Annotated in this window: 19 protein-coding genes; 17 read left to right on the forward strand and 2 right to left on the reverse strand. The window is 55.0% G+C overall.

Annotation, left to right across the window (positions count from 1 at the left end; translation table 11 throughout):
* Window positions 1–3 precede the first annotated feature (3 nt).
* Window positions 4–1,047 carry a DUF4384 domain-containing protein gene (locus RDV48_14090; GenBank protein ID MDQ7823926.1) on the forward strand — a complete coding sequence of 348 codons (1,044 nt, stop codon included), beginning with the start codon at window positions 4–6 and terminating at the stop codon, window positions 1,045–1,047.
* A gap of 11 nt (window positions 1,048–1,058) precedes the next feature.
* Window positions 1,059–3,617, forward strand: coding sequence for a bifunctional lysylphosphatidylglycerol flippase/synthetase MprF (gene mprF, locus RDV48_14095; protein ID MDQ7823927.1), 2,559 nt, complete (start codon window positions 1,059–1,061; stop codon window positions 3,615–3,617).
* Window positions 3,618–3,639: 22 nt separating this feature from the next.
* On the opposite strand, the gene RDV48_14100 is transcribed toward mprF, so the two are convergent.
* Entirely contained in the window at window positions 3,640–4,767 is a 1,128-nt protein-coding gene (locus RDV48_14100; protein ID MDQ7823928.1) for a hypothetical protein, read from the reverse strand.
* 128 nt (window positions 4,768–4,895) lie between these two features.
* On the opposite strand from RDV48_14100, the gene RDV48_14105 reads away from it, so the two are divergent.
* The 15 genes from RDV48_14105 to RDV48_14175 all read left to right on the forward strand — a co-directional run bounded on the left by RDV48_14105 (window position 4,896) and on the right by RDV48_14175 (window position 21,699).
* The gene (locus RDV48_14105) at window positions 4,896–5,615 is read left to right on the forward strand and encodes a DUF4013 domain-containing protein (GenBank protein ID MDQ7823929.1); all 720 of its coding nucleotides are present in this window, start codon (window positions 4,896–4,898) and stop codon (window positions 5,613–5,615) included.
* Window positions 5,616–5,649: 34 nt separating this feature from the next.
* On the forward strand, window positions 5,650–7,266 hold the full coding sequence (locus RDV48_14110) for a TrkA C-terminal domain-containing protein (GenBank protein MDQ7823930.1): 1,617 nt from the start codon (window positions 5,650–5,652) through the stop codon (window positions 7,264–7,266).
* A 74-nt stretch (window positions 7,267–7,340) separates the two neighbouring features.
* On the forward strand, window positions 7,341–7,649 hold the full coding sequence (locus tag RDV48_14115; protein MDQ7823931.1) for a hypothetical protein: 309 nt from the start codon (window positions 7,341–7,343) through the stop codon (window positions 7,647–7,649).
* 64 nt (window positions 7,650–7,713) lie between these two features.
* Window positions 7,714–9,921 (forward strand): hypothetical protein, encoded by a 2,208-nt coding sequence (locus RDV48_14120; GenBank protein ID MDQ7823932.1) that lies wholly within the window; start codon window positions 7,714–7,716, stop codon window positions 9,919–9,921.
* 13 nt (window positions 9,922–9,934) lie between these two features.
* On the forward strand, window positions 9,935–11,119 hold the full coding sequence (locus tag RDV48_14125) for a tetratricopeptide repeat protein (GenBank protein ID MDQ7823933.1): 1,185 nt from the start codon (window positions 9,935–9,937) through the stop codon (window positions 11,117–11,119).
* Between the two features lie 73 nt (window positions 11,120–11,192).
* Window positions 11,193–12,290 (forward strand): DUF5050 domain-containing protein, encoded by a 1,098-nt coding sequence (locus RDV48_14130; GenBank protein ID MDQ7823934.1) that lies wholly within the window; start codon window positions 11,193–11,195, stop codon window positions 12,288–12,290.
* Window positions 12,287–12,634, forward strand: coding sequence for a type II secretion system protein (locus RDV48_14135; GenBank protein ID MDQ7823935.1), 348 nt, complete (start codon window positions 12,287–12,289; stop codon window positions 12,632–12,634). Before RDV48_14130 ends, RDV48_14135 begins: the two co-directional genes overlap by 4 nt.
* Complete coding sequence (locus RDV48_14140) at window positions 12,597–13,277, forward strand: type II secretion system protein (protein MDQ7823936.1); 681 nt, start codon at window positions 12,597–12,599, stop codon at window positions 13,275–13,277. Before RDV48_14135 ends, RDV48_14140 begins: the two co-directional genes overlap by 38 nt.
* On the forward strand, window positions 13,274–14,197 hold the full coding sequence (gene gspK, locus RDV48_14145) for a type II secretion system minor pseudopilin GspK (protein MDQ7823937.1): 924 nt from the start codon (window positions 13,274–13,276) through the stop codon (window positions 14,195–14,197). The genes RDV48_14140 and gspK overlap by 4 nt, the downstream gene beginning before the upstream one ends.
* Window positions 14,197–15,540 (forward strand): GspL/Epsl periplasmic domain-containing protein, encoded by a 1,344-nt coding sequence (locus RDV48_14150; protein MDQ7823938.1) that lies wholly within the window; start codon window positions 14,197–14,199, stop codon window positions 15,538–15,540. Before gspK ends, RDV48_14150 begins: the two co-directional genes overlap by 1 nt.
* On the forward strand, window positions 15,524–16,003 hold the full coding sequence (gene gspM, locus RDV48_14155) for a type II secretion system protein GspM (protein MDQ7823939.1): 480 nt from the start codon (window positions 15,524–15,526) through the stop codon (window positions 16,001–16,003). Before RDV48_14150 ends, gspM begins: the two co-directional genes overlap by 17 nt.
* Window positions 16,004–16,705, forward strand: a complete 702-nt coding sequence (locus RDV48_14160) for a hypothetical protein (protein ID MDQ7823940.1) — start codon at window positions 16,004–16,006, stop codon at window positions 16,703–16,705.
* A gap of 119 nt (window positions 16,706–16,824) precedes the next feature.
* Window positions 16,825–18,858: a type II secretion system secretin GspD gene (gene gspD / locus RDV48_14165; protein MDQ7823941.1), complete on the forward strand. Its 2,034-nt coding sequence runs from the start codon at window positions 16,825–16,827 to the stop codon at window positions 18,856–18,858.
* A gap of 17 nt (window positions 18,859–18,875) precedes the next feature.
* Entirely contained in the window at window positions 18,876–20,336 is a 1,461-nt protein-coding gene (locus RDV48_14170; GenBank protein MDQ7823942.1) for a GspE/PulE family protein, read from the forward strand.
* A 19-nt stretch (window positions 20,337–20,355) separates the two neighbouring features.
* Window positions 20,356–21,699 carry a hypothetical protein gene (locus RDV48_14175; protein ID MDQ7823943.1) on the forward strand — a complete coding sequence of 448 codons (1,344 nt, stop codon included), beginning with the start codon at window positions 20,356–20,358 and terminating at the stop codon, window positions 21,697–21,699.
* Window positions 21,700–21,728: 29 nt separating this feature from the next.
* On the opposite strand, the gene RDV48_14180 is transcribed toward RDV48_14175, so the two are convergent.
* Window positions 21,729–23,413: hypothetical protein (locus RDV48_14180; GenBank protein MDQ7823944.1), on the reverse strand; the 1,685-nt coding region annotated here is incomplete at its 5' end.

Here is a 23,413-nt window from a genome sequence, read left to right on the forward strand (position 1 = left end):
CATATGCACATCGCCGGAAGCCTGACAAAAATTGCAGGAATAGCGCTCCTTATTCTCCTGTGGTGCTCAACGACCGTCCTGGCGAAGTCTTACCTGATAAGCGGCGAAAACCTCGGCAGGGATGCTGAATGGGCACGCTTCTCAGTAAAAATACAGACGGCAAAGAAAGCATATATGACCGGTGAAAATGTCGTGGCCACTGTCACGGCAGACCGCGACTGCTATTTCCTTGTTTATTGCACCAATGAAAGCGGCTTCTGCCTCATAATCTATCCAAATCAATACGCGGCGAAAAACACCCTCAAGGCCGGCGAAAGCCTGGTGCTGGGCGATGATCCACAGGGATCGTTCTCCCTCGAGGTGCAGCCGGAGAAGGAAAGGGACTACCTCCAGGTCATCGCCACAGAGGAGCCCATCAGCACTGCATCCCTGGCCGGCATCACCGACCCCGCGGAATTCGTAAAAAAAGTGCGGATGATCCTCCGTGAGAGAGTGCTCAGGCATGCGGCGAAAAGGGAGCATACCGGCCCGGCAGCCCTCTCTGAAAGAGTTTTTGCCATAGGAACCACCGATTACACCTGCAATTACGATTCATATTATCCACCGGGCGTCGAGGCGCCGACGACGCCCCCCATTGTAGCCGATACCAAGGCGCCGGTGATTGAGATCCGCAGGGTGGAAGCGCCTGCAAAAGCAGTATTCCTCGTGGGTCCCGATGCCCCCTCTGTGAAACAAATGAAAAACAATATCTATATAGTGAACAGTACCTCGGCAGTGATAACGGGAACAGTCACGCACCGCAGCGGGATCAGGAAAATCCTGGTAAACGGCACTCCCCCCACCATAAAGCGCATCGGTGCCACCAAGGCTTCCGCTCCCGGAGAAAAAAGGATAGTCATCGAGGAGGGGAGGGAAGTCCCCGTTCCGGTGCTGGATTTCGAGTATGAGCTCAAAGGGCTGAGCCCTGTCCCCCGGGAGGTCATTGTGACTGCAGAAGGCCTCGACGGCACGGTGACAAAAGAGGTGCTCAGGCTGAGAAAGAATTAGGACGAGGTCGTATGGTCAAGAAGCTCTCGGGATTAGCTGCGCCTGCCATCAGCATCATTCTCTTTTTCGTGGCCCTCAGGACGATAAGCCACCTGCTGAGAGAGCACAACTACCACGATATAATAAGCTATCTGAAAGCCATGCCGGCATTGCACGTCACCGTGGCGGTCATTCTCACCATGCTTGGCTACTTCACCCTCACATTATATGATTTTCTGGCGCTCCACTACGTAAAATTCAACCTGCCTTATAGAAATATTGCCCTTGCCTCCTTTATCAGCTATGCCTTCAGCAACACCATTGGATTCTCATTCCTCTCAGGGGGCTCGGTGCGCTACCGCCTCTATACCTCATGGGGAATCCAGGCCCTTGATATCGCGAAAATCCTGGCATTCTGCAGCGCAACTCTCTGGCTCGGCTTTTTTGCCATTGCAGGCACTGCTTTCACGCGGGGAAACATAACCGTGCCGGCAGGCGTCCACCTGCCTTTCCACTCTTTGCATGCTCTTGGCGCCCTTTTTCTCATGGCCGTTCTTGGATACCTTGTGCTCTGCACCTCGAAGAAAAGGAGCTTCTTGATCAAAAACCTGGAATTCACCCTCCCCCGCTTCTCCATGGCCTGCGCCCAGGTGGTCCTCGCCTCCCTTGACTGGCTCGTGGCGGCAAGCGTTCTCTACATTCTTCTTCCCCAGGGCGATCCCGTCAACTTTTTCCTTTTTATAGCCCTTTTCCTCCTTGCGCAGATCGCGGGGGTAGCGAGCCAGGTCCCCGGCGGCCTGGGGATTTTCGAGTCTGTCATGATGCTCCTGCTTGGCCCCTCCTTCAACGGATCGCAGCTGATTGCCTCTCTTCTCGCTTTCCGTCTGATATATTACCTGCTCCCTCTCATCGTTGCTGCAGCCCTCCTGGGAATCCAGGAGATTCTCCACAGGAAGGAGTCCATGAAGCAGCTTGCCGGGACCCTCAGTCAATGGATCCCTGCAATTGCACCCTATGTACTCTCCCTGGCAACCCTTATCGGCGGAGCCACCCTCCTCTTCTCGGGGGCTCTTCCTGCCGACAAGCATCGCATAAGACTTCTTGTCGAGCTTGTGCCGCTCCCTGTCCTGGAGATATCACATTTCCTCGGGAGCCTCGTGGGAACAGCACTCCTCCTGCTCGCCTGGGGCATTCAGCGCCGTATTGATGCCGCCTATCATCTGACAGTGGCCCTTCTCTGCTCAGGGATAGTATTTTCCCTTCTGAGAGGCCTCAATTACGAGGAAGCGCTAGTGCTCCTTGTGATGCTTCTCGCCTTGCTCCCGGCAAAGCAGCAGTTTTACAGGAAATCATCGCTCACTTCAGCATCCTCACCGATTCAATGGGCCTCGCTGGTGATCATCATCCTGTTGTGTTCTCTCTGGCTTGGCTCCTTCTCGCACAAGCATGTGGAATACTCCCATGAGCTCTGGTGGAACTTCAGCCTGAAAGGCGATGCACCACGCTTTTTGCGGGCATCCATAGGTGCCGTGGCCTTGCTGCTCTTTTTTGCCATTGGCAGGCTTTTCAGGCCTGCCGCACCGTCGCCAGGCCCTCCCTCGGCGGAGGACCTGGCAAAAGCCAGGGCAATAGTGGAAGCCTCGCCGAGGACTTACCCCTCTATCTCGCTCCTTGGCGACAAGAATTTTCTCTTCAGCGAAAGCGGGCGCTCCTTTCTCATGTTCGGCACCCATGGCAGGACCTGGGTAGCCCTGGGGGACCCCGCCGGCCTTGAGGAGGAAAAGGCCGAGCTCACCTGGCAGCTCAGGGAGCTCGTGGACCGCCACGACGGCAGAACAGTCTACTACGACGTGCAGCGTGAATACCTCCATCTCTATGTGGACCTGGGCCTCACTCTTCTCAAGCTTGGAGAAGAAGCCCGCGTGCCCCTCGGCTCGTTTTCCATGGAGGGAAGCTCTCGAAAAAAGTTTCGAAACCTTATCAGCAAGCTTGAGAAGGAAGGCTCTTCTTTCGAGATTCTCCCGAAAGAAGAGGTGGTTGCGCTGCTCCCCGAGCTGAAAGCGGTATCAGACGCGTGGCTTGCCCATAAAAATACCAGGGAAAAGAAATTCACCCTTGGAAACTTCAGCAAGGCTTATCTTTCCTGTTTTCCCGCCGCCATCGTCAGATATGAGGGCAGGATCATGGCCTTCGCCAATCTCTGGACCGGCGCAGGGAAAGAGGAAATCTCCATTGATCTGATGAGGTATATTCCAGAAGAGGCGCCTTCAGGGGTGATGGAATATCTTTTCATAAAGCTCATTGCCTGGAGCAGCCAAGAGGGGTACCGGTGGTTCAACCTGGGGATGGCGTCCCTTTCAGGCCTCGAGGACAGGGCCCTGGCTCCCCTCTGGAACAGGCTGGGATCTGCAGTGTTCCGCCATGGGGAGCACTTTTACAATTTCCAGGGGCTCAGACAGTATAAGGAAAAGTTTGATCCCCTCTGGGAGCCCAAGTATATCGCCTATCCAGGCGGGCTTACCCTTCCTTCCATCCTTGCCGATATTGCCTTTCTCACCGCCGGAGGCATCAAAGGAATCGTGGCAAAGTAACCCGTGCCCCCTGGGTGCCGCTCTATCTGAGGCCCTTGGGCACCCAGCCGTAATGATTGTAAAGGCTGAAAGCCTGGCGGTAGTAAACCTGCGCCTGCTTTTTCAGGCCCCTGGCTTCACTGACTCGTGCGGCATAATAGACGGGAAGGGGATTCTCCCCGCACTCTTTGATGGCCCGGGAAAAATATGACGCGGCGAGCTCCAGCCCCTCGGGGCTCTTTTTCCCGTTCCTGAGGCCTCCGGGAGCCCATTCGCCCCGGTAGAAATAAAACATGGACATAAGAAAAGGCACATCGCATGAGAGCACTTCCCGTGGTGCCACGGGCACCCCTGACGTGGTGCGGTAAGCGGTGATTATCCTGTCAGGCCCTTCATAGATGGGGTTGTAGTACCGATAGCTGGTGCCGGTTTTGCAGAAGAGGCCGCGGTGGCATGCAAAGGGCGTCTTCTCAGATGCATCGACGGTCACATCGAAGGCATCGGAGAGCTTCAGGAGCACAAGGGCATGGCCATTGTTGGATTCCTCGCCCCGCTCATTCCTGTACACCATCACTACTCCGGCATCAAGCCCCATTTCCTGGAGAATTCCTGCGATCAGGACCGACTGGAGGAAACACTGGCGCTCGCCGTATTTCATGACATTGACGAATTCAAAGCCCCTCTCGAGGCTGAATTTAGGAATGACGGCCTTCACGAGGTGGTGAACCCCCGCGGCACACCTGAGCTGCTCCTCTCCCCTCTTTGTCTCATCGGAAATGGAAGCGAAATGGATATCGGACTTTTTCAGGAAGTCCCTGAAGTCGTATTTCTCAAAAGCGCCGAACGGGAAGGCTCCCGCATTGACAGAATCATCCCTCCACCGGGCATAAAGCCCTTCAAACCATGAATAGAACTCCTCATCGCTCCCCTCGCCGCATTCATCGCAGGAGTTCTTTATAAAGAGGCTGAACTGCTCGCTTCCGTAAGGGTACCGGATAATTGAGCTCCTGTCATCCCTGTCCCACGGGGTTAAAGGGCATCCTCTTATTAACGATCCCGCAGCGATGAGCACCGCTATCACAATAATGACTACCACTACAAAAAGCCTTAAGCGGCGGGCCTTGTAATCCCTGGCCGTTTTGGAGCTCTTTTCCATGCCCTGCCCTGCCATAATTGAGAACCCCTTAATTGAAAAGGCGAAGGGTTTTCGGGCTGCCTTGTAGAAGGCAGTAATATTAAGCCTTTCCCTTTTCATGCATTATACTGTGAATTATACCATATTCACAGAGGAGGAAAAAGATGAAACTTGATATTGAGAAGGCCTTCAAGTATCCCCTGAGGGACCCGAAATGGCTTACCAAGATGCTCATCGGGGGCGTTCTCTCCATTATACCCATAGCCAATTTCATCACCTGGGGCTACTGCGTGAGGATTATCAAAGACACCGCCGAGGGGAGCGACGAAAAACTCCCTGAATGGCAGGACATGGGCGCCTATTTCATGCAGGGGCTCACGCTTTTAGCCATCTACATGATCTATTACATTCCGATGATTTTCATGATGGTCTTTACGATCTCGTCAATCTCATCTTCCGGGGCTTTTTCGATCTTCACCTCAGGAGACCTCTCTGAGAAAACAGTCCTGGAGGGGATCAATGTGCTTAACAGAGCCGTGCCCGCCCTTATCAGCTGGCTTTCCTCGCTCTACGGGCTTTTCTTCAGCATCATGCTCCCTGCGGTGCTCATTGCCTATGTGAGCACCGGCGATTTCAAGGCCGCCTTCAACGTGGGGCGTATTTTCAACTACATGCTCTCAAACATCGGCACCTACCTCCTGTTCCTCCTCCTGGCCCTCCTGGCGCAGCTGGTCGCCTATGCAGGACTGCTGGCATGCTGCGTAGGAATAGTGTTCACTTTGTTTTACGCCTATGTGTTCATGAGCCACCTCCTGGGCCAGATGATGCCGCCGCCCCAGGCATTTGCCGACGAGATGCCCCTGCCCCCCGGAGTGAAAGACTGAGGAATGATGGCCATGGCCGTTGCGTGCAGCAGAAATGGATGATTTCGGGACGCTTTATTATAGAATAACCAACGATCCACTCTTCAACACCTTCATCGTAGTGTGCGGCGGCCTTCTGCTGGGCAGGATCACCATCAGGGGGTTTTCCCTTGGAAGCTCCGGCGTGTTCATCACAGGCCTCGCCTTCGGGTTCGCCGGCCTAGTCACTTCAAAGTACATCACCACGCTGGGCCTTGTTGTCTTCATGTACGCCCTCGGCATACAGGGCGGTCCCTCATTTTTCAATGCCATATCCCGCAAGGGGATTCCCTATATTATCGTAGCCCTCACCATGGGCCTCTCGAGCATCGGATTTTCCCTTTGCGCAGCGCATTTCCTGAAAGAGAGCCCCGAGGTGACCCTTGGGATCTATACGGGAAGCTTCACAAACTCCTCAAGCCTTGCAATCCTCATGGACAGCGGCTGGCAGGGCATGCTTCTTCCGAGCTATGGTCTCGTGTACCCTCTCGGGCTCATTGCAGTGATAGTCTTCATCCAGCTGGCCCCCCTGGTGATGAAGAAAGACCTCCTCACTGAGTTCAAGAAAACGGGCCGCCACATTGATGGTGCCGAAACCCATCTGATCAGCAGGAAGTTCCACGTGGAAAACCCGGGCGCCACGGGGAAAACGGTAGGAGAGCTTGACATCAGGGAGAAGACAGGGGCCACCATCGCAAGGATAAGAAGGAGGGGGAAAATCATCATCCCTACCAGCGATACCCTCTTCAGGACAGGTGACGTGGCACTCGCCGTAGGCACCGAGGAGAGCCTGGAAAAAGTCCACAGGCTCCTCGGGAACGAGACCTATGAAGACCTGGAGATCGATCCCCTCGTGGAGGCCCGCCATATCCTTGTCACCAACCCCTCTCTTCACCACGTTTCCCTTGAGCATCTGGGGCTCTCGCATCATTACCATGTGGTAGTCACAAGGATCTGGCGGAGCGGCCTGGAGCTTGTCCCCACCGACGACCATGTCGTTGAGCTCGGAGATACCCTTCTGGCGGTGGGCAAAAGAAAGAACCTTGACCGCCTCACCGGATGGCTCGGAAAAAGGGAAAAAACCCTCGGCGAGATTGATCTGATCTCCATGAGCTTTGGTATAGCCCTGGGAATCATACTGGGGAGCCTCAAGCTCCCCCTTCCCGGCATTGGCATGGTCACTATCGGGATATCGGGAGGGGCGCTCCTTGTGGGCCTTTTCCTGGGGTACGTGAGACGCTTTGGTTTTCTCACGGGCCAGATGTCCCCTTCGGCAAAAACAGTAATCAAGGAGCTCGGCCTCTGCCTTTTCCTGGCAGGTGTCGGAGACAGTGCCGGTGCCGGGATAACAGGCGTTGCGCTCCCCGAGATGACAAAAATGCTCATCAGCTCCTTTTTCATCCTCTTCGGCACCATGAGCGTGATCTTTATCGTCTGCCAGAAGCTTCTCAGCATGGATCTCATCAAAAGCCTCACCTGTGTCTGCGGCGGCATGGTAAGCTCAACAGCCCTGGGAAATCTGACGGCCAAGATCCGCTCCGAGGAGCCCACCTCCGTCTTCGCGGCCTGCTACCCTCTCTCGCTCTTCGTATCCATTCTGGCGTCGCAGATTCTCGCCCTTTTCGTGAGATAGGGCCTGAAAGGAACTCGCCCTCCCGGAATCGAATCATCTGTCCAGGGCATTTGATTGCTCGCAAGGAGGAGCCTATGGGCCGCGTGGTGGAAGTGGTGATTTATGACGTCAATACAAGGCGCAAAGAGGATTTTGACCAGATGATGAACCAGTGGGTCCAGTACCTCTCACAACAGCCGGGCTTCATTTCAAGCTCCTACCTCCAGTCTCTTGAAAAGCCGAGAATCCACGTCCAGATCCTGGAATTCGAGGACAAGCAGATGGCCCTCCAGATCCTCGACAATTACCGGATGCATGTGGGCGAGGAGCGCTTCAGCGAGTTTTTCAAGATCCTGAACAGAAGACCGGCCATCGAATACTATAAGAAGATAGAGTTCCGGTGAGAACCAGCAGGTCAGGCCGGGGGTTCCAGCGGGGCGTGCCTTCAGGGAGAGCCGTCAGGGCGCTATGGCTATAATTGAAGAAAGTAAATGGAAAAAGGTAATTATTCCCTTTCTGCGCTCAAAGAGAGAGCTCCAGTTCCATGTAAGCCCCGAGATACCGAAAAAGACTTTCAGCAACTGCATTAAATCCTATGCAAAATATGTGACAAGCAGGGGGGACAGGATCCTTGCCCTCTACGACGGGGGACGTGCCGGCAAGGAAGGCTTTGCCCTCACCGAGCATGGGATATCATACAGGGATGCCTACGGCAGCTTCGGAGGATGCCCCTATGAGCATATCATCTCCTTTGAAGATCAGAAGGGAGGCGATCCCAGGACCCCCTTCCCCATTGTGGCGATCCAGACAAAGGATGGGGGCCTCTTCAAGATAAGCTTCATGGAAAATCCAGGCGCCGCAGTGCTGCTCACGGCAGTCCTTTCCCTCGTCGTGAAGGAAAACAGCGCGAGCCCTCAGTCTTCGCAGCCAATCAGCGGCGAAACCCTCGATGAGCAGTGGAGCAGGCTCGTGGCAGAGCAGCTTCCCCACGTCCCCCTTGAAGGCCTCTACAAGTCGCCCTACCTGCCCGATGCGCTTGTCCACAGCGCCATCTCCCATTACGGGAAAGAAGAGGTGGAGCTCCCGGAGGAAGTGCTCGCCCTCTTTGAATATAAGACTTCGGCAACTGAAGGCTTCATGATGACTGCCCGGTCCTTCATATATAATATGGGCTATGAGAACTGGGGGAGCCTCCGCCTTGCGGCTATCACCGACGTTGAATGCAAGACCCGCCAGATCCTCAACAACGACATCCCCTCCCTTGTCATAAAGAGCTCGGATGGCCGTACCATAGAGCTTCAGTTCATCATCCATCCTGTAGTGGCATCATATCTGCTGAGTATCCTGGAGAAAGGCGTGCTCCTCAACAGGACCCATCCTGAGAAAGGCGGCGCGGGGAAGCCTGCCGGGGCCGGCGGCATAGATTTCTACCACCTCCCCCATGACCCGGCGAACAGAATATACAAGAATCCCGCAATCCCCGGCACACTCGCGGATAAGGTGAAGGAGAGCTTCCCGGAGGCTTTTTCAGCAGCCGGAGCGGAGCTCATGGCAGTCTATGACAACTCCCCGGGCGGAACCGGTGAAAGCGGCTGTGTCCTCACTGCGGAAGCCCTCTATCTCAAGAACGAAGGCAAAATCGCGGAAAAGATACCCTATGAGGGCATCACAAGGTTCAGCGTGGATTCAGGCAGGCATCACAGCGACATCCTTATGGCCACCGCCGGTGACCGCACTCTGAGGCTCTCTTTCTACCTTTACAAGAGGGCCCAGCAGGAATTCCTCCATTTCCTGAGGCAGAACCTCCCGGGGAAGGAATATGCGGAATCACAGGCACCTGCCGAGCTCAAGCCGCAGCCCGTGCCTCCCAGGAGGCACCTTTACAGCTCCCGCAGATCCCTGGGGGGCTTTTTCCCATGGGAAGCGTTGCCTGTCATAATGCTCATCACCTTTTTCATGCTCTGTGAAAGAGACCTCTCGTCGTTTCATTTCCTCACCGCGATGACGTGGTGCTTCTGCCTTATGCTCTTAGGCGCCACCATTATCTCCTCCAGGAATGACTTCATAAGAAATGCGCGGCTTCCCGGGAAAAGCAGGCTTGTTCCCCTTGGAGACCTGTCTGCAGCCGACCGGGTTCCGGTCAAAGTAAAGGGCCGCGCCATTGCGGGCCCCTATACCCTGGAAAATGGCACTCTCTACCGTGAGTATATCGTGACGGAGAATGGCGCAAAACTTTCCCAGCAGCTGATGCAGCGCTTTAAAAAGCAGCTTTCCTGGCAGTCAGTTCCTTTTTATCTTGAGGAAGGGGGGAAAAAGATACTGGTCTTCATCCAGGATGCCCTTACCGGTATTTTCCACAACCCCGGCCGCAGCATCAGCGAGGGTGACATTCTGTACGCCTGGGGCATACCGGTAAAAAACACCCTGGCCAGGGAATTCCCCGATGCAGCCCTTTTCCTGGCAAAGTGCCCCGCTCCAGGGGAGTCTCTCTTTCTGCTCGCCGACTCAGAGAATAAGCTCGGCAGGACCCCTCATGATGAAACGGCCATTATCCTCGAGCTCGCCGCAGGGTGGGTGTACCTTTCGGCGGGGCTTGCCGGAGGAGCTCTGCTCTTCCTGGCCACACAGGTCGGCGGACAGAAGGGAATAGATGCCCTGCTGAGCCTCTTCTCATGAAAGGAACGCCGTTATGAAAGCATTAAACTCTCATGTTCTTCCCCTTATTGCAGCCGCATTGCTGCTCTTTACCGTCCTGGCCGCCGGCAGGGGGGACTGCGAGTCCGACGGCTGGAAAAAGACTGCAGAGCAGCTCATGACGGGGGGGAATTACCGCGAAGCCCTGGGGGCAATTGAGGAGCACACCAGGGAAAACCCCAAAGACCACGAAGGGTGGCAGATGGAGGCTCGCTGCCTCATTAAGATGGGGAAATACGACAGGGCCCTGAAGTGCGCCAGCAAGGCCATGGCCCTCCACAAGGGCGATTTTGTGAGCGCCACGCTTGAAGGGAGGATCTATCTCAGCAAAGGGAGCCATGACAAGGCCTTTGCATCCTTCACCAGGGCCCTTGCCATCAACAGCGAGTACACCGACGCCCGCATAGGGCTCGGTGAAATCTATCTCAAGAAAAAGCAGCCTGACAAGGGGAGAGGCGAGATGAAAAAAGCCATGAAGAGCTGCGTCGTGCCTGAAGCCGAAGTCTATGGCGCCATTGCCGGGGCATATCTCAGGGAGGGCCTGGTGAACGATGCCATATATACTTACAACGAGTTTCTCCGCGAAGAGCCTGAGAATGCAATGGTCCATCATCTCCTCGCCCAGGCGTACCTGAAAAAAAATGATACCCGGGCGGAAGGCGCCCTCAGGAAAGCCGTCTCTTTTGCCCCTAAGAACATGGAGTACCGTGAGGCCCTCGGCGACTACCTCGCAAAGGCAGGCAACTACAAGGATGCCAAGAAAGCCTATGAGAACGCCATCCTCCTTGGGAAAGCAGCGCCCACGACCTATTACCGCCTGGGAATTCTTTATTACCACGAGAAAAAGACGGAAAAAGCGCTGCCCCTGCTGGAAAAGGCCGTGGCAGGGAAGCCTGATCTCGTCAATGCCCACCTCGCACTGGGAGCGGCATACTTGAGGGGCGGCAGCTACAAGAAATGCCTGGAGCACTGCAACGCCATTATTAAATGGAGCCCCGATAACGAGACCGCTTATTACAACAAGGCCTGCGCCCTGGCAAAGCTTGGCAAGCTCGCCGAAGCAATGCAATCACTGAAGAAGGCCATCGAGCTCGAGCCATCCAATAAAAAACTTGCAAAGGACGAGGAGCTCCTGGCCCCGCTCCGCGGTCTGGCGGAGTTCAGGAAACTCACCGAGTAGCAGCCGCGGGAGGAAAGAGATCCTCTGCTGTGGAAGAAGGTTCCGCAGAATTTTCTGAAAGGGAGTGTGTGTAGTGAAAACCCCGGCCAGTTTATACCTGATTGCTGCGGTTGTCATAATAATGGGCACTGTTGCGGCACTTTGTCTCCACTCCTGCGGAAATAACTACGTGCCGAAGGAAATCTACACAAGCGGCGGCAGCAGTCCCGGCACTTCCTCCACCATCACGCTCGCATCGGGCCTCCGCTCACCTTCCTGCCTGGGTGTGTACAGTGACTATATCTACTGGAGCGATTTCTACGAGGGAAAGATCTACCGGGTCAAAAAGAGCGGCGGCTCGGCGGAGACCATCGCCTCATCGAATCTCAGCTATCCGAAATATATCTATGTCCTTGACCCCTATATCTACATCGCCGAGGCCGATCCCACCCAGCCCGACGCCCAGGTGAACGGCATCAAGCGCGTGGGAGTGAACGGAACCGACGCGCCTGTGGAGCTCTTCAGCAAACAATATGCCGTGGGAGGGCTTGTCTCTGACGGCACCGCAGTTTACTGGACGCAGCGCATTCTTACCAATGGCACCGTGAGGAAGGGCCCCCTCGACGGCACTGTCACTGCCACGGAGATTGCCACCTCTCTGAACAGGCCGTCGGCAATTACTTACAAAAACAGCTTTCTCTATTTCACCAACGAGGGAACGACTACTGACGGCGCCACGGGAAGCGGCGACGGCTCGGTGATGAAGCTCTCCACAGGCGGGGGGAGCTCCACAACCCTGGCCTCGAGCCTCAAGCTCCCCGTCTCCATAACCTCCGATGCGACGAACGCCTATTACTGCTGCGAAGGCGCGTACTCGGGGATCACGCTGGAGGCCACCATAAGGAAATCAATCATGAACCAGACTGGTTCTTCCATAGTCCTCACGGGAGAGGGAAGAATTACCAGAGTATGGTGTGACTCAGGCAACAACTATATCTATTACATCGAAAAGGACAGCTCCGGCGGCGAGAACGGCTCCATCAAGAAGACCAACATCGGGGGAAGCGATATCCAGGTCATTGCCTCATCGCAGACATCGCCCGGCGATCTGATCACCGACTCGACCTACGTGTTCTGGATCCAGGCTGACTGGAGCGGCAGCAACGGGGCAATCTACAGGAGACCGAAATGATAAGGAAAAAGAAGGGCTTCACCCTCGTGGAGGTCCTTGTGGCCCTTGCAATCATTGCCATTGTGCTCGTCGCCCTCCTCAGAATGGAAGTTTCTTCCATAGCCCTGGCTGCAAGGACTTCCCTCTCGTTCAGGGCCCTCATGCTTGCCACGAGGGAGATGGAGGAGCTCTCCTCACAGACACTCGAAGGGACTTATGAGAAGTCCTACGAGCCTTTCTCCGTGAGCGCAAAGACTGAGCTCACCTCGCAGAGCGGATTCCCCCTTGAGGTGCTTTCCCTTGAGGTATTTTATGAAGAGGCGATCTATGCCGAGCTCAAGTCATTCACCTTCAAGTCTTTCTAGCAAAAGCCAGGGAGCCTTCACCCTCGTGGAAGTCCTCATCACGGTCGGTATGGCCCTTATCGTCGTTACCATAACCTTTGGCTCACTCCTCTACAGCGCAAGGGCTTCCCGCGATTCCCGCATCAAGACCAACAAAGATTTTGAGCTCATGAAGGTCTATGCCCAGATGAGGCAGCAGATGCTGAACCTCTACGCATCGCCAAATTTCCCCTATTCCCTCATAGGCGAGAAGGGCAAAGATGAAGGGGAGGACAGCATAAGGTTCTACACCGCCTCTCCCGTGGTGGCGAGGGGTGTCTGCGAAGCGTCCTACAGCATCCAGGAAACCGAGGAGGGGAAGCTCTTCCTGGCTTACAGGGAATTTCCCTACGCGAGGAAGATGGACCTTATTGAGGACAGCACCAGGCTGGAGAGCGAGGAGGAGCTGTGGCGCAAGATGACCGACGCCGTCACGGGCCTTTCGCTCACCTACATGAGCGAAGAAAAGGAATACACCGAATGGAGGGAAAAGAGCCTCCCTGAGAGAATCATCGTTTCTCTGTGGTATAGTGCAGGGAGCCAGGTGGAGAACTTCAGCTTCTCAGTCTCACCCGGCATGAATGCCCTCAAGAAAAAGACTCTGAAGAAACAGGACAGGCCGTGATTATCGTTACAGTGCTCGGCGTCATTGGGATCCTCCTTATCATGAACCTGCAGCTCTCAAGCGACACCCTCTATGCGCAGAAATATCTGGCGAGGCTCCAGAACAGGGAGGCCGGCTATTACATCTCCCTGTCGGCCTTCAGGGGGGCGGTGAAGTTCCTGGAGTTCGAGCAAACCAACATAAATGACTACGATTCACTCCAGGACACATGGGCCCAGGCCCTGCCCTCTCTCGAGGTCGATGAAGGGAAGATCACCATCCACATTGAAGATGAAGAGAGGTATTTTGCCCTCAACAGCCTTGTGCAGGACAACAAGCTCGCCGATGAGAAGCATGTCGAGCAGTTCAGGAGGCTGCTCCAGATAGTGAACAGGCAGCAGAGCCTGTCTGACGCCGCCGTGGACTGGATTGATCCCGACAGCAATCCCACGGCGCCCGAGGGAAGCGAGCTCCAGGGCGATACGAGCGAGCCCTGCAAGAACGGCTTTTTCGATTCCGTCGATGAGCTCCTGCTCGTGAAAGGCTTCAGTGACGACGTGATGAGGGGAGAGGTGAAATCGGGGGAATACATGCCGGGCCTGAAAGATGTCCTGTGCCCCACGCACGGCGGGAAGGTGAACATCAACACGGCGGGCGTCACGGTGCTTCAGAGCCTTGACAAGTACATGACCAGGGAAATGGCCGATGAGATTATCTCGAGAAGGACCGACAAGCCTTTCGAGAAGATTGAGGGCCTCAGCGAGATGCCGGGCTTCAACACCGACACGGCGTTCCGCATCAAGTCCCTTGCCGACGTGAAGAGCTCCTTCTTCAGGGTGATAATTGAAGTGGAGAGGGCAGGCGACCGCACCATACTCACGGGGCTCGTGAACAGGATGAGCGACGGGGGCTCAAAGATTCTGTACTGGAAGGTGGAATAATGAAACTGTCAGGCGGGCTGGATTCCGGAACGACAGAAGCGCGGGAGATATATCTTGAGCTCGGCTGGAAAAAGGTAAAGATTGCTGAAAACCCCAGGACGGCGATGGTTCAGGCTGCCGTTCCGTCGAGTGTCCTCACTTTCAGGACCCTCACCCTTCCCTTCACCGACCAGAAGAGAATAAGGGAGATCATAAGGGAGGAGCTTTCTGACACCCTCGCCATCCCCCTGGAAAGTACCGTGTGGGATTTCAGCAGGAACCCTGATGGCTCCGTCTTTGTGGTCATCGCACCCACCGAGGCTCTTGGCGAAAAGATAAAAGAGCTCCCGAAAAATATCCAGGCTCTCGACGCCGAGCCCTTTGCGCTGGTGAGAACGGCCCTTTACTGCGGCATAAAAGATGGGCTCATCATTGATTTCGGCGCGTCAAAAACCCTCTTCTGCGGGCTCAGGAACGGCGCCATAGATTTCATCAGGGTCCTTCTGAGGGGGGGAGGCCTCATCACCGAGCTGATAATGAAGGAGATGCAGGTGAGCCTCGCTGAGGCAGAATCCATAAAGCGCGAAAAGGGCCTGGCACTCTCCACGGCGCGGGAGGAGATTATCAAGACCCTTCGCACTGCAGGCCTTCCCTCGCCGTTCCCTTACCCGCAGATAGTGATTACCGGCAGGGGCGCCCAGATTCCCGGCCTTCAGGCCCTCCTCCAGGAGAGCCTGAAAACACAGGTTGCCACCTTCTCGCTCCCTGAGGACCTCTCCCCCTACACGTACCCTGTGGCCTTCGGCATGGCCCTCAGGGGTAAGGAATACGGCACAGGCGTCAACCTCATGGAAGAGAAAAAGAGCTCCCATGATCCCCTGGTGCTCTGGGCTGCCGGCATCATACTGCCCCTCCTGCTCTGCTCGGCAAGCCTCATGGTGCATGAGGCGGCTCTCGTGAAAGAGGCAAAAGCTTACAAGGCTGAGATCAACAAGGTGGTGAAAAAGGAGTTCCCTGAAATTACCGTGATCAACAGGCCCCTCGATCAGCTCCGCGACAAGGTGAGCCAGAAGGCGGCCCTCGCCGAGAACAGGGGACCCAATATCCTGGGCATCTTCGACTCAATCTCGCAGGTGATAAGAGGCAAGGATATCATCATCTACGAGTTTGACTTCTCGGAGAGCACGGTGACCATCACCGGAGAAGCGGCATCATACCAGGAGGTTGAGTTCATAAGGAAAGGGCTCCTTGCCTCTTTTGAAAAAGTTGAGCTCCGTGAAGGGAAAACGCTTCCCTCGCGGCGAATCACCTTTAACCTTACCATAACCCTGAAAGGGACGGCTCAAGATGGCCATGAATCTTAAGGATCTCTCGCCCAGGGAGAAAATCATCTACGGCGTGGGAGTCCCGATCATTCTGCTGATGCTTTACGTGGTCTTCTTTATTCTCCCCAGCCTTGAGCACATCAGGGTCGCAAAAAAGCAGATAGCCGCCTACCGCGGGCAATGGAAGCAGATAGAGGCGGAAATCGAAAGATACCGTAACCTCCCCGCGGTGACATCCCCTGCAGAGCGCGTCTCACTCCTCTCTTTTCTTGAGCAGAGCGGGAACAACCTGAAAATTGACAAGAAAATCGTGTATCTGAAGCCCTTCAGCACAACAGGAAACAAGGAAGGCGCAGAGGTGAAAATTGACGATATCACCGGTGACGAGCTGATAAAACTCATCCACCTGGTCCAGGAGGCCAGGATCAGTATAGTGAAAATCAACGTGAAAGATCACAACCTTGACGGTCTCTGGACACTGAAACTTTTTCTCGAGGACTAGATGCTGAAAAAAGCACTTCTCGCGCTGGCCCTGTTTATTGCAGTCTTTATCATAACTGCAGTGATAAGGTTCCCTTATATCTCAATGCTCTCCTCTATGGCGGGAAAATTAAGCACGGAAAAGAAAATCGACGTATCATGGGAGAGGAGCACCGGGTCCTTTCCCTCGATCAAGCTTTCTTCCGTCAGAATCGTCTCGGAGGAGAACGAGGTTGCCGTCTTTGACTCCATCGACATGTTTCTTTCCCTCTCGGGGATGACCTTCAGAGGCTCCCAGGGAGCAGGCCGCGTGAGCGGGAAAATTGCCAGGCAGAAGCTTGATTACACGATATCGAGCCTTCCCATTCCGGCATTTCTCTCCACAAGCCTGGGGAAAGGCACATTGAACGCGAGCGGCACCTATGACATAAAGACCGGCAAGGGAAAAGGGAAATTCGACGCCTCAATCGAGCAGTTTCCCAACCCTCTCATATCCGGCGCCCTCACCATTGACGGCCAGGACACCATAGAGCCCAGGAAGACCGGCATAGTCTTCAATCTTAAGGGGGCGAGCCTCACGGGAAAAGGTACCGTCACCATCACTTCCGCAGACGCTTCCACGCCGTCACAGGTACAGGGTGTGCTGGAGGTGAAAGTAGGCCAGATGCCGCTCATTTTCAATATCCAGGGAACTCTCAATAATATCGCCGTCACGAAAGCCTAGAGGGTTTCCCCGATGAATGGAGAATATAGCAGTCTTTTGAGATTCATACTCGCAGAGCATTACTGACGATATCGTCATACCTGAAAGGATGATGTGCGTCAGTAAAAGAGGTGGTCATAATGAGACAGTTGTCTTTCACTATACTCGTCATGCTTTCAGTGCTCGCCATGCTTGCCATGCTCACAGGGAGCTGCCCTGCACAGAGTCCGGCACCGGCTTCGCCGGCGGGAGGGGCGCCGAAAGAGACCCCGAAGATTGATGAAAAAATCTCGAATGCCCTCCGCTCGGGGAGCATCATGCTCAATTTCGACTCCATCGATATCAAGGTCATGACCAAGATAATGGCCGAGCTCACGAAGCGCACCATTATCGTGGACAAGAGCGTATCGGGCAATATCACGATTCTCTCTTCTAGAAAAGTCCCCGTCAAGGAAGCCTGGAACCTCTACATCTCCGCCGTCGAGGCAGCAGGGTACGGCGTGGTGCAGGTCGGGAAAGCCTATAAGGTCATACCGATTGCCGACGCCCGCAAGGAAGACACAAGGTACGTGGGCATGAGGGTCCCGAAGCTCAGGACGGGCTACGTGGTGGCCCTTGTGCTGATGAACAACGCCGATTCCGAGCTTATGGCCAATACTCTGCGGCCCATGATGGGCTCGACAGGCATCATATCGTCCTACCAGCCTTCAAATGCCGTGGTTATTACCGACTCCTCGCAGAACGTGACGCGCCTCACCCAGATTATCCGCCACCTTGACGCCAATTACAGGGGCTCCATGCTCCGGGTGTACCAGCCGAAATACATCAGGGTGAAGGAGCTTGCCACTTCGCTCCAGGCCATTTTCCAGGGCGTCCAGGGGGCGGCATCGCCGGCCGGAGGCGTGAACCAGCAGGTGAGGATCTCGGCGTACGAGCCCACCAATACCCTCCTTATCATGGCCACCGACAGGGACTTCCTGCAGATCGAGAACATCCTCTCGGACATCGACGCGGAAGATCGCGTCATCAAGCCCGACGTGAGGACCTTCCGCGTCCACTACCTGAAGAACGCCGACGCCGAGGAGGTGGCCAAGACCATCGGCACCATGATGGAAGAGAAAAAGCGCCTTGTCGAGGAGATAAAAAAGGAGCAGCAGGGCACTGCAGAGTCCAAGGAGAAGGAGACCTTCATCTCGTCAAAGCTCTCCTTCGACAAGACCACCAACTCGCTGGTCTTTTACCTCACTGACAAGGAATATTCAGAGATCAAGCCGATGATCGACTCCCTTGACATCGAGCACAAGCAGGTGCTCATCACATGCATTATTGCCGAGGTGTACCTGAAAAAAATGCTGGACATCGGCTCCAAGTGGCACGTGGTCACTGACGGCGGCCTTGCCTCGTTCGGGGGAGGCCTCAGCCTCGAGGGCATCTACAATACCCTTGCCGCCGGAGGCTTCATTGCAGGGGGAGTGAGCAGCGAGGGCGTCACCCTGGAAATAGGTGGCAAGGAAGTCTTCTATCCCAAGATATTTGCCCTTATCAACGCGCTCCAGACCGACAACGCCCTGAACCTTCTCTCGGCGCCCCGCGTGCTCACCCACGATCACAAGCTCTCCAAGTTCATAGCCGGCACGGAGCAGCCTTTCGCCACGGGGGTGAAATATGACAATAACAACCAGCCCGTTATCAGCTATGAATACAAGCAGGTGGGGCTCGACCTGGAAGTTACTCCTCATATCGGGCAGAATGACCAGGTGAGAATCGACATGAAGCTCACCATCAAGGACCTCGTGGAGTACCTCAAGCCCAATGTCGGGGTGATGAGCTACGTGGTGCCTGTAATCTCCAACAGGGAGATCAAGAACTTCATCACCCTGGCGAATGGCCAGACCATCATCATCGGCGGCCTCATCGACAACAAGACCCTCTCGACTATTAAAAGCGTGCCTCTCCTGGAGAAAATACCCCTCCTGGGCGATCTTCTCTTCAAAGACAAGTCAAAAACCGCTGAAAAGCGGACGCTTTTCGTGTTCCTCACGCCCCACATAATAAACAACTCCAGGGAGCTCCAGGAGATCACCGACATGTACGGCCGCATCATCCACGAGGACAAAGCCAAAAATGAAAAGGCGCCTTTCATCATAGACGAGAGCAAGGAAGAAACGCACTGAGGAGCCGTTGTCTTTTAATGGACAGGATTAAAGAAAAGATTCCCATAGATTTCCTGCAGCGCAACCTCTTTCTGCCTTTAGAGGAGAACGGTGACCTCAAGCTGGGCGTGTGCAGCGAATCGAATCTCGAGGCCATAGAGGACCTCAGGCTCATTCTCCAGATAGACCTGGAACCGCTCTACATGAAAAGAGATCAGATCGATATGGGCCTGCGGGACCTCCTGGTGCAGGACATCGGCTCCGGGAGCGACGATGATGACGACTCCCTCGAAATACTTGAAGAGGAGACACAGGATCTCCTCTCCCATTCCAGGGACGCTCCCATAATCAAGCTTGTGAACAGCCTCTTCCTGCAGTCGCTCCAGAGAAGGGGCACCGATATTCATATCGAGCCCTACGAGGCCGATGCCAGGGTGCGCATCAGGACCGACGGCGAGCTCCATGAGACAATGACGATCTCCAAGAATCAGTACACCGGCGTGTGCGCCCGTGTGAAGGTCATGGCACGGCTCAACCTTGCCGAGCACCGCCTCCCCCAGGATGGCAGGATGAGGGTGAAGGCCGGTGACAATGCCCTCGATGTCCGCGTCTCCATTCTGCCCACCCAGTTCGGCGAGAGAATCGTCCTCCGTATCCTGGACAGGGGCATCCAGATCATCACTCTTGAGAACCTGGGCCTCCTGAAGGAAGACTACGTGAAGCTCAGGAGCCTCATCTCTCATCCTTACGGCTCAATACTCATCACGGGCCCCACGGGAAGCGGCAAGAGCACCACCCTCTATGCGATGATCCAGGAGATCAAGAGTCCGCGCAGGAACATCATCACCATCGAGGATCCCGTGGAATATCAGATTGAGGGGATCGGCCAGATCCCCGTGAACGCCAAGATCGGCATCACCTTCGCCAGCGGCCTCCGCTCCATCCTGCGCCAGGACCCTGACGTGATCATGGTGGGAGAGATCCGCGATCCCGAGACTGCAGATATCGTAACCCATGCGTCCCTCACGGGCCACCTGGTGCTCTCGACGCTCCACACCAATGATGCCCCGACTGCAGTGTCACGCCTCGTGGATATGGGTGTCGAGAGTTACCTGATCTCCTCTTCCGTCATCGGGATAATAGCCCAGAGGCTTGTGAGAAGGCTCTGCCCCTCGTGCAAGGAGCCTTACACGCCCCGCGAATCGGAGCTGAGAGGGATGAATATCAAGAGCCCTCCCTCGACGCTTCAATTCTACCGCCAGAGAGACAAAGGCTGCCAGGACTGCCTTGGCACAGGATTCCATGGGCGTGTCGCAATATTCGAAATCATGGTCATTGACGAAGATCTCAAGAGCGCCATAATCCGCTCCCCTGAGGCAAATGTCATCAGGAAGATTGCCAGGGATAATGGAATGGAGAACCTCATGGATGACGGCGTAAAAAAGGTCATCAAGGGGGTCACTACCATGGAGGAAGTGCTGAGGGCAACCACCACATAACGGCAGGAAAAGGGTCTTAATGAACGCTCACCAGGGCGCTTTACAGCGCAGAAAAACGCACCTTCACGAGCTCCTCTCGACGCTTGATGACCTGTTGAGAAAGAGCGACCCCGCCCTTGGCACCCACCTGAAGGATATCCCCGAAACAAGCCTCCGCGGGTTCTTCATCGATCTCCGCACCCTCAGGGCCGCGAGCCTCAAGCTTAAAATGATCCTCACCCTCATAGCGAAATCATACGCCCTCTGGCAGGAGAGCCCCGCAATCAGGAGCCTCCTCGCCTGTCCCGGCCCTTACGAGGAGCTTATCAGGGAAAATCCCTGGAAGCCTGAAGATACGCTGATAATCCAGACAAGAATTGCCCCTTTTATTTATAAAAGCTATATCCAACCCTCGTTCAAAATACTTGATATAAGCTGCAACGGGCTTTCAGGTGATATCGTTTTCCAGGGCACAAAGCCGGGATGGGACCTGGCCCTCTGGAGGAGCCTGGGATTCCCGACTGAATCATTCACCTATCTTGATTCCCTGAAATTCATTGCCGATCAGATCTCTTCCCTGCTGGCTTCAGAGGCCTCTCCCTCGGTAGCCCTCATGGCCGACATGGAAGACCTCACGGAGCTGAACCAGGAAAAGACGGTCCTCTTTGACTATCTGGCCGAGTATCTGACAAAAACCGGCATCAGGGCAGTCCTCCGCGATGCCCGGGAGGTCACCAGAGGGGCCTCTTTCTCCCTCATAGTGAACACCCTCCCTATAGAGAAGCTTTCGGCACTGCGCTCTTCCGGGAGTCTTGAAGGATTCACCTCTTACTGGAAGGCCGGGAGGGTCATCAACAGCGGGGCTCACCCCGTATTCTCAAGAGGGATACTGGAGCTTGTCACCTCGCCTCACTACTCGCAGCTCCTGGGCACTCCTCCCCGGGAGACCCTCACGAGAATGATCCCCTGGACAAGGATACTCCGTGATGGAAAAACGATCTCACCTGCCGGGAGGGAGGTGAGCCTTCCGGAGTTTGTGCTGGAGGCCAGGAATTCACTGCTGATAAGGCCAGCCTTTGAGAGCCCAGGCGAAAGGATAGTCGCGGGCGCAGCCTGCACAGCCGGGGATTGGGAGCTCCACCTGAAAAAAGCCATTGAGATACCCTCGGGTTTTGTAGTGCAGGAGACCATAGAGCTTCCCGAGGCCCTTCTCCCTGTCGGGAGAGACGGGAGCCTGACCTGGGAAAAAGGCGAGTTCTGGATGGAGATATCCCTGAATGAGCGCGCCGATATCGGAGGCGCCTGCGCGATGACAACCCTCGGGGAGCCTTCAAGGCTTCTCCCCTCGTCAATCGTCATTCCTCTGCTGGGTGATGAGCAGTAACCTGAAGAGACGGGGCCAGGGTCCCTAGCCTATTTCTTGGTCGGGTAATTCCTGAGGGTGTAGACCCAGAGGTCCTGGACGCGCCGCTTTACATCGGCGAACTTCTCTTCCGGCGCGAATATCCCGGACAGGCCCTTGTTCCTGATCTCCTCAAGCACCCAGTCCTCCTTTATCTCATCCCTCACTATGGCCTGAGTTGCCTCCTTGAGATTTCTCACGCCAAGGAGGGCAAACCGGTCGGCTATCACATTGAAGATGCTCCTGAAGGGCTTCTTCTGGGTGAGAAACTCAAAGAGGTTCAGAAGCTGGATGCTTTCCACGCCCTCCTGGAGCTCCTGGAGGAGGCCCTCAAGCTCCACCACTGCCTTCTCACCTTCCTGTGCGAGCCCGTCGAGCCTTTCTTCAAGCCTGCCGGGCATATCCGTGTGAGTCTTCTCAAAAAGCTCCTTGATGAGGGGAGTGAATTTCAGCTTTTCTTCGGCAGTGAGCACATCGGCCATAGCCCATATCCTGGTGTGATGCCTGAAGTGATGCGCAAGTTCATGGAGAATGATGAACTTTCTCTGTATCTCGCTGAGCTCCTTGAGATTGGAGAGGTTCAGAATCACCGAGGGTGAGTCAGAGGGGGCCACCAGGAGGAAGAAGGGCTGATGACCGCTGTACTGGAGGATCTCCAGGTTCTCTATCTTGAAAATGCTGTTGTTGAACTCCTTGACTTCCTTCTCCGCAGCTTCCTGAAACTTGGCAGGCTTCGAAGATTTCAGGAAGGTGGAGAAGTTTTTCGAGAGCCTGCCGCTGTCCAGAGGCACGATGGGGAAGACTTTCTCGGTAAAGAAGTTGGTGATCCAGCTCTCGCGGGGATCGTCAATGTTCTTGAAGATCGCCGGTGAAAGCTGTACCGCCTGGGGAAAGACATCCTCCTCGATCTTGGCCTTGAAAGCCTCGTTCACTTCCTTTTCAGGCAGCGAGAGATAATCCTTGATGCGGTCAATAACCTTTATTTTTGGCGATGCAGGCTCCTTTTTTATGAACTGGTCAATATTGTCATAGACCTCCATTCTCTCGCCGTATTGTTCCAGGTATGTATAGAGATACTCGCCGGTGTTCTTGGCGCCCTCTTCCACCATCAGTCCCGAGAGATAAAAAAGGATCTTTTCATCATAAGAAGTCCTCTCGGAAATCTTGTAGGCTTCCTTGAGAATCTCCCGGGCACGCTGCTTCTTATTGCTATGCAGCAGCAGGAGCTCTGCGAGCTCTGACATATACATCTTCTGCTGTTCCTTGTTTCGGACCTGATTGAGCCTGTTCTGGATCACATCCTGGAGCGCATTGACAAAGGCTTTCTTCTCTTCGCCATCCAGAAGTGCAATGGCAATCTTCTTGCTGACGTCATAAGCCTCAATCCAGCAGTTGAAGCCGCAGTAACTGAAGAAGAGGCCCTTCAGGACATCCTGATTGTCGCTCACCCTGCCATACAGGGCGAAAAAGAGCTCCATGGACTTTTCATATTCCTTTTTCTCCAGGTGCTCATTGCCCTTTTCTATCTCCTCGATAAGCCAGTTAGGGTCAATCTCCTCTTCCTGGGGCGCTGTGGGCGCCTCTTCCTGCTGCGCTTCTTCCTGCTGCGCTTCTTCCTGCTGCGCTTCTTCCTGCTGCGCCTCTTCCTGCTGCGCCTCTTCCTGCTGCGCCTCTTCCTGCTGCGCCTCTTCCTGCT

This window comes from Candidatus Eremiobacterota bacterium (genome assembly GCA_031082125.1).
In the GTDB taxonomy this organism is placed as follows: domain Bacteria; phylum Vulcanimicrobiota; class CADAWZ01; order CADAWZ01; family Ess09-12; genus Ess09-12.

Excerpts from the sequence above, each read along its gene's own strand:
- RDV48_14105 (MDQ7823929.1), top strand. The coding sequence starts at position 4,896 with ATGAAACTTGATATTGAGAAGGCCTTCAAGTATCCCCTGAGGGACCCG.
- RDV48_14170 (MDQ7823942.1), top strand. The coding sequence starts at position 18,876 with ATGGACAGGATTAAAGAAAAGATTCCCATAGATTTCCTGCAGCGCAAC.
- RDV48_14090 (MDQ7823926.1), top strand. The coding sequence starts at position 4 with ATGCACATCGCCGGAAGCCTGACAAAAATTGCAGGAATAGCGCTCCTT.
- RDV48_14100 (MDQ7823928.1), bottom strand. The coding sequence starts at position 4,767 with ATGGCAGGGCAGGGCATGGAAAAGAGCTCCAAAACGGCCAGGGATTAC.
- RDV48_14135 (MDQ7823935.1), top strand. The coding sequence starts at position 12,287 with ATGATAAGGAAAAAGAAGGGCTTCACCCTCGTGGAGGTCCTTGTGGCC.
- RDV48_14120 (MDQ7823932.1), top strand. The coding sequence starts at position 7,714 with ATGGCTATAATTGAAGAAAGTAAATGGAAAAAGGTAATTATTCCCTTT.
- gspD (MDQ7823941.1), top strand. The coding sequence starts at position 16,825 with ATGAGACAGTTGTCTTTCACTATACTCGTCATGCTTTCAGTGCTCGCC.
- RDV48_14160 (MDQ7823940.1), top strand. The coding sequence starts at position 16,004 with ATGCTGAAAAAAGCACTTCTCGCGCTGGCCCTGTTTATTGCAGTCTTT.
- RDV48_14140 (MDQ7823936.1), top strand. The coding sequence starts at position 12,597 with ATGCCGAGCTCAAGTCATTCACCTTCAAGTCTTTCTAGCAAAAGCCAG.
- RDV48_14115 (MDQ7823931.1), top strand. The coding sequence starts at position 7,341 with ATGGGCCGCGTGGTGGAAGTGGTGATTTATGACGTCAATACAAGGCGC.
- gspM (MDQ7823939.1), top strand. The coding sequence starts at position 15,524 with ATGGCCATGAATCTTAAGGATCTCTCGCCCAGGGAGAAAATCATCTAC.
- RDV48_14125 (MDQ7823933.1), top strand. The coding sequence starts at position 9,935 with ATGAAAGCATTAAACTCTCATGTTCTTCCCCTTATTGCAGCCGCATTG.
- RDV48_14110 (MDQ7823930.1), top strand. The coding sequence starts at position 5,650 with ATGGATGATTTCGGGACGCTTTATTATAGAATAACCAACGATCCACTC.
- RDV48_14150 (MDQ7823938.1), top strand. The coding sequence starts at position 14,197 with ATGAAACTGTCAGGCGGGCTGGATTCCGGAACGACAGAAGCGCGGGAG.
- mprF (MDQ7823927.1), top strand. The coding sequence starts at position 1,059 with ATGGTCAAGAAGCTCTCGGGATTAGCTGCGCCTGCCATCAGCATCATT.
- RDV48_14175 (MDQ7823943.1), top strand. The coding sequence starts at position 20,356 with ATGAACGCTCACCAGGGCGCTTTACAGCGCAGAAAAACGCACCTTCAC.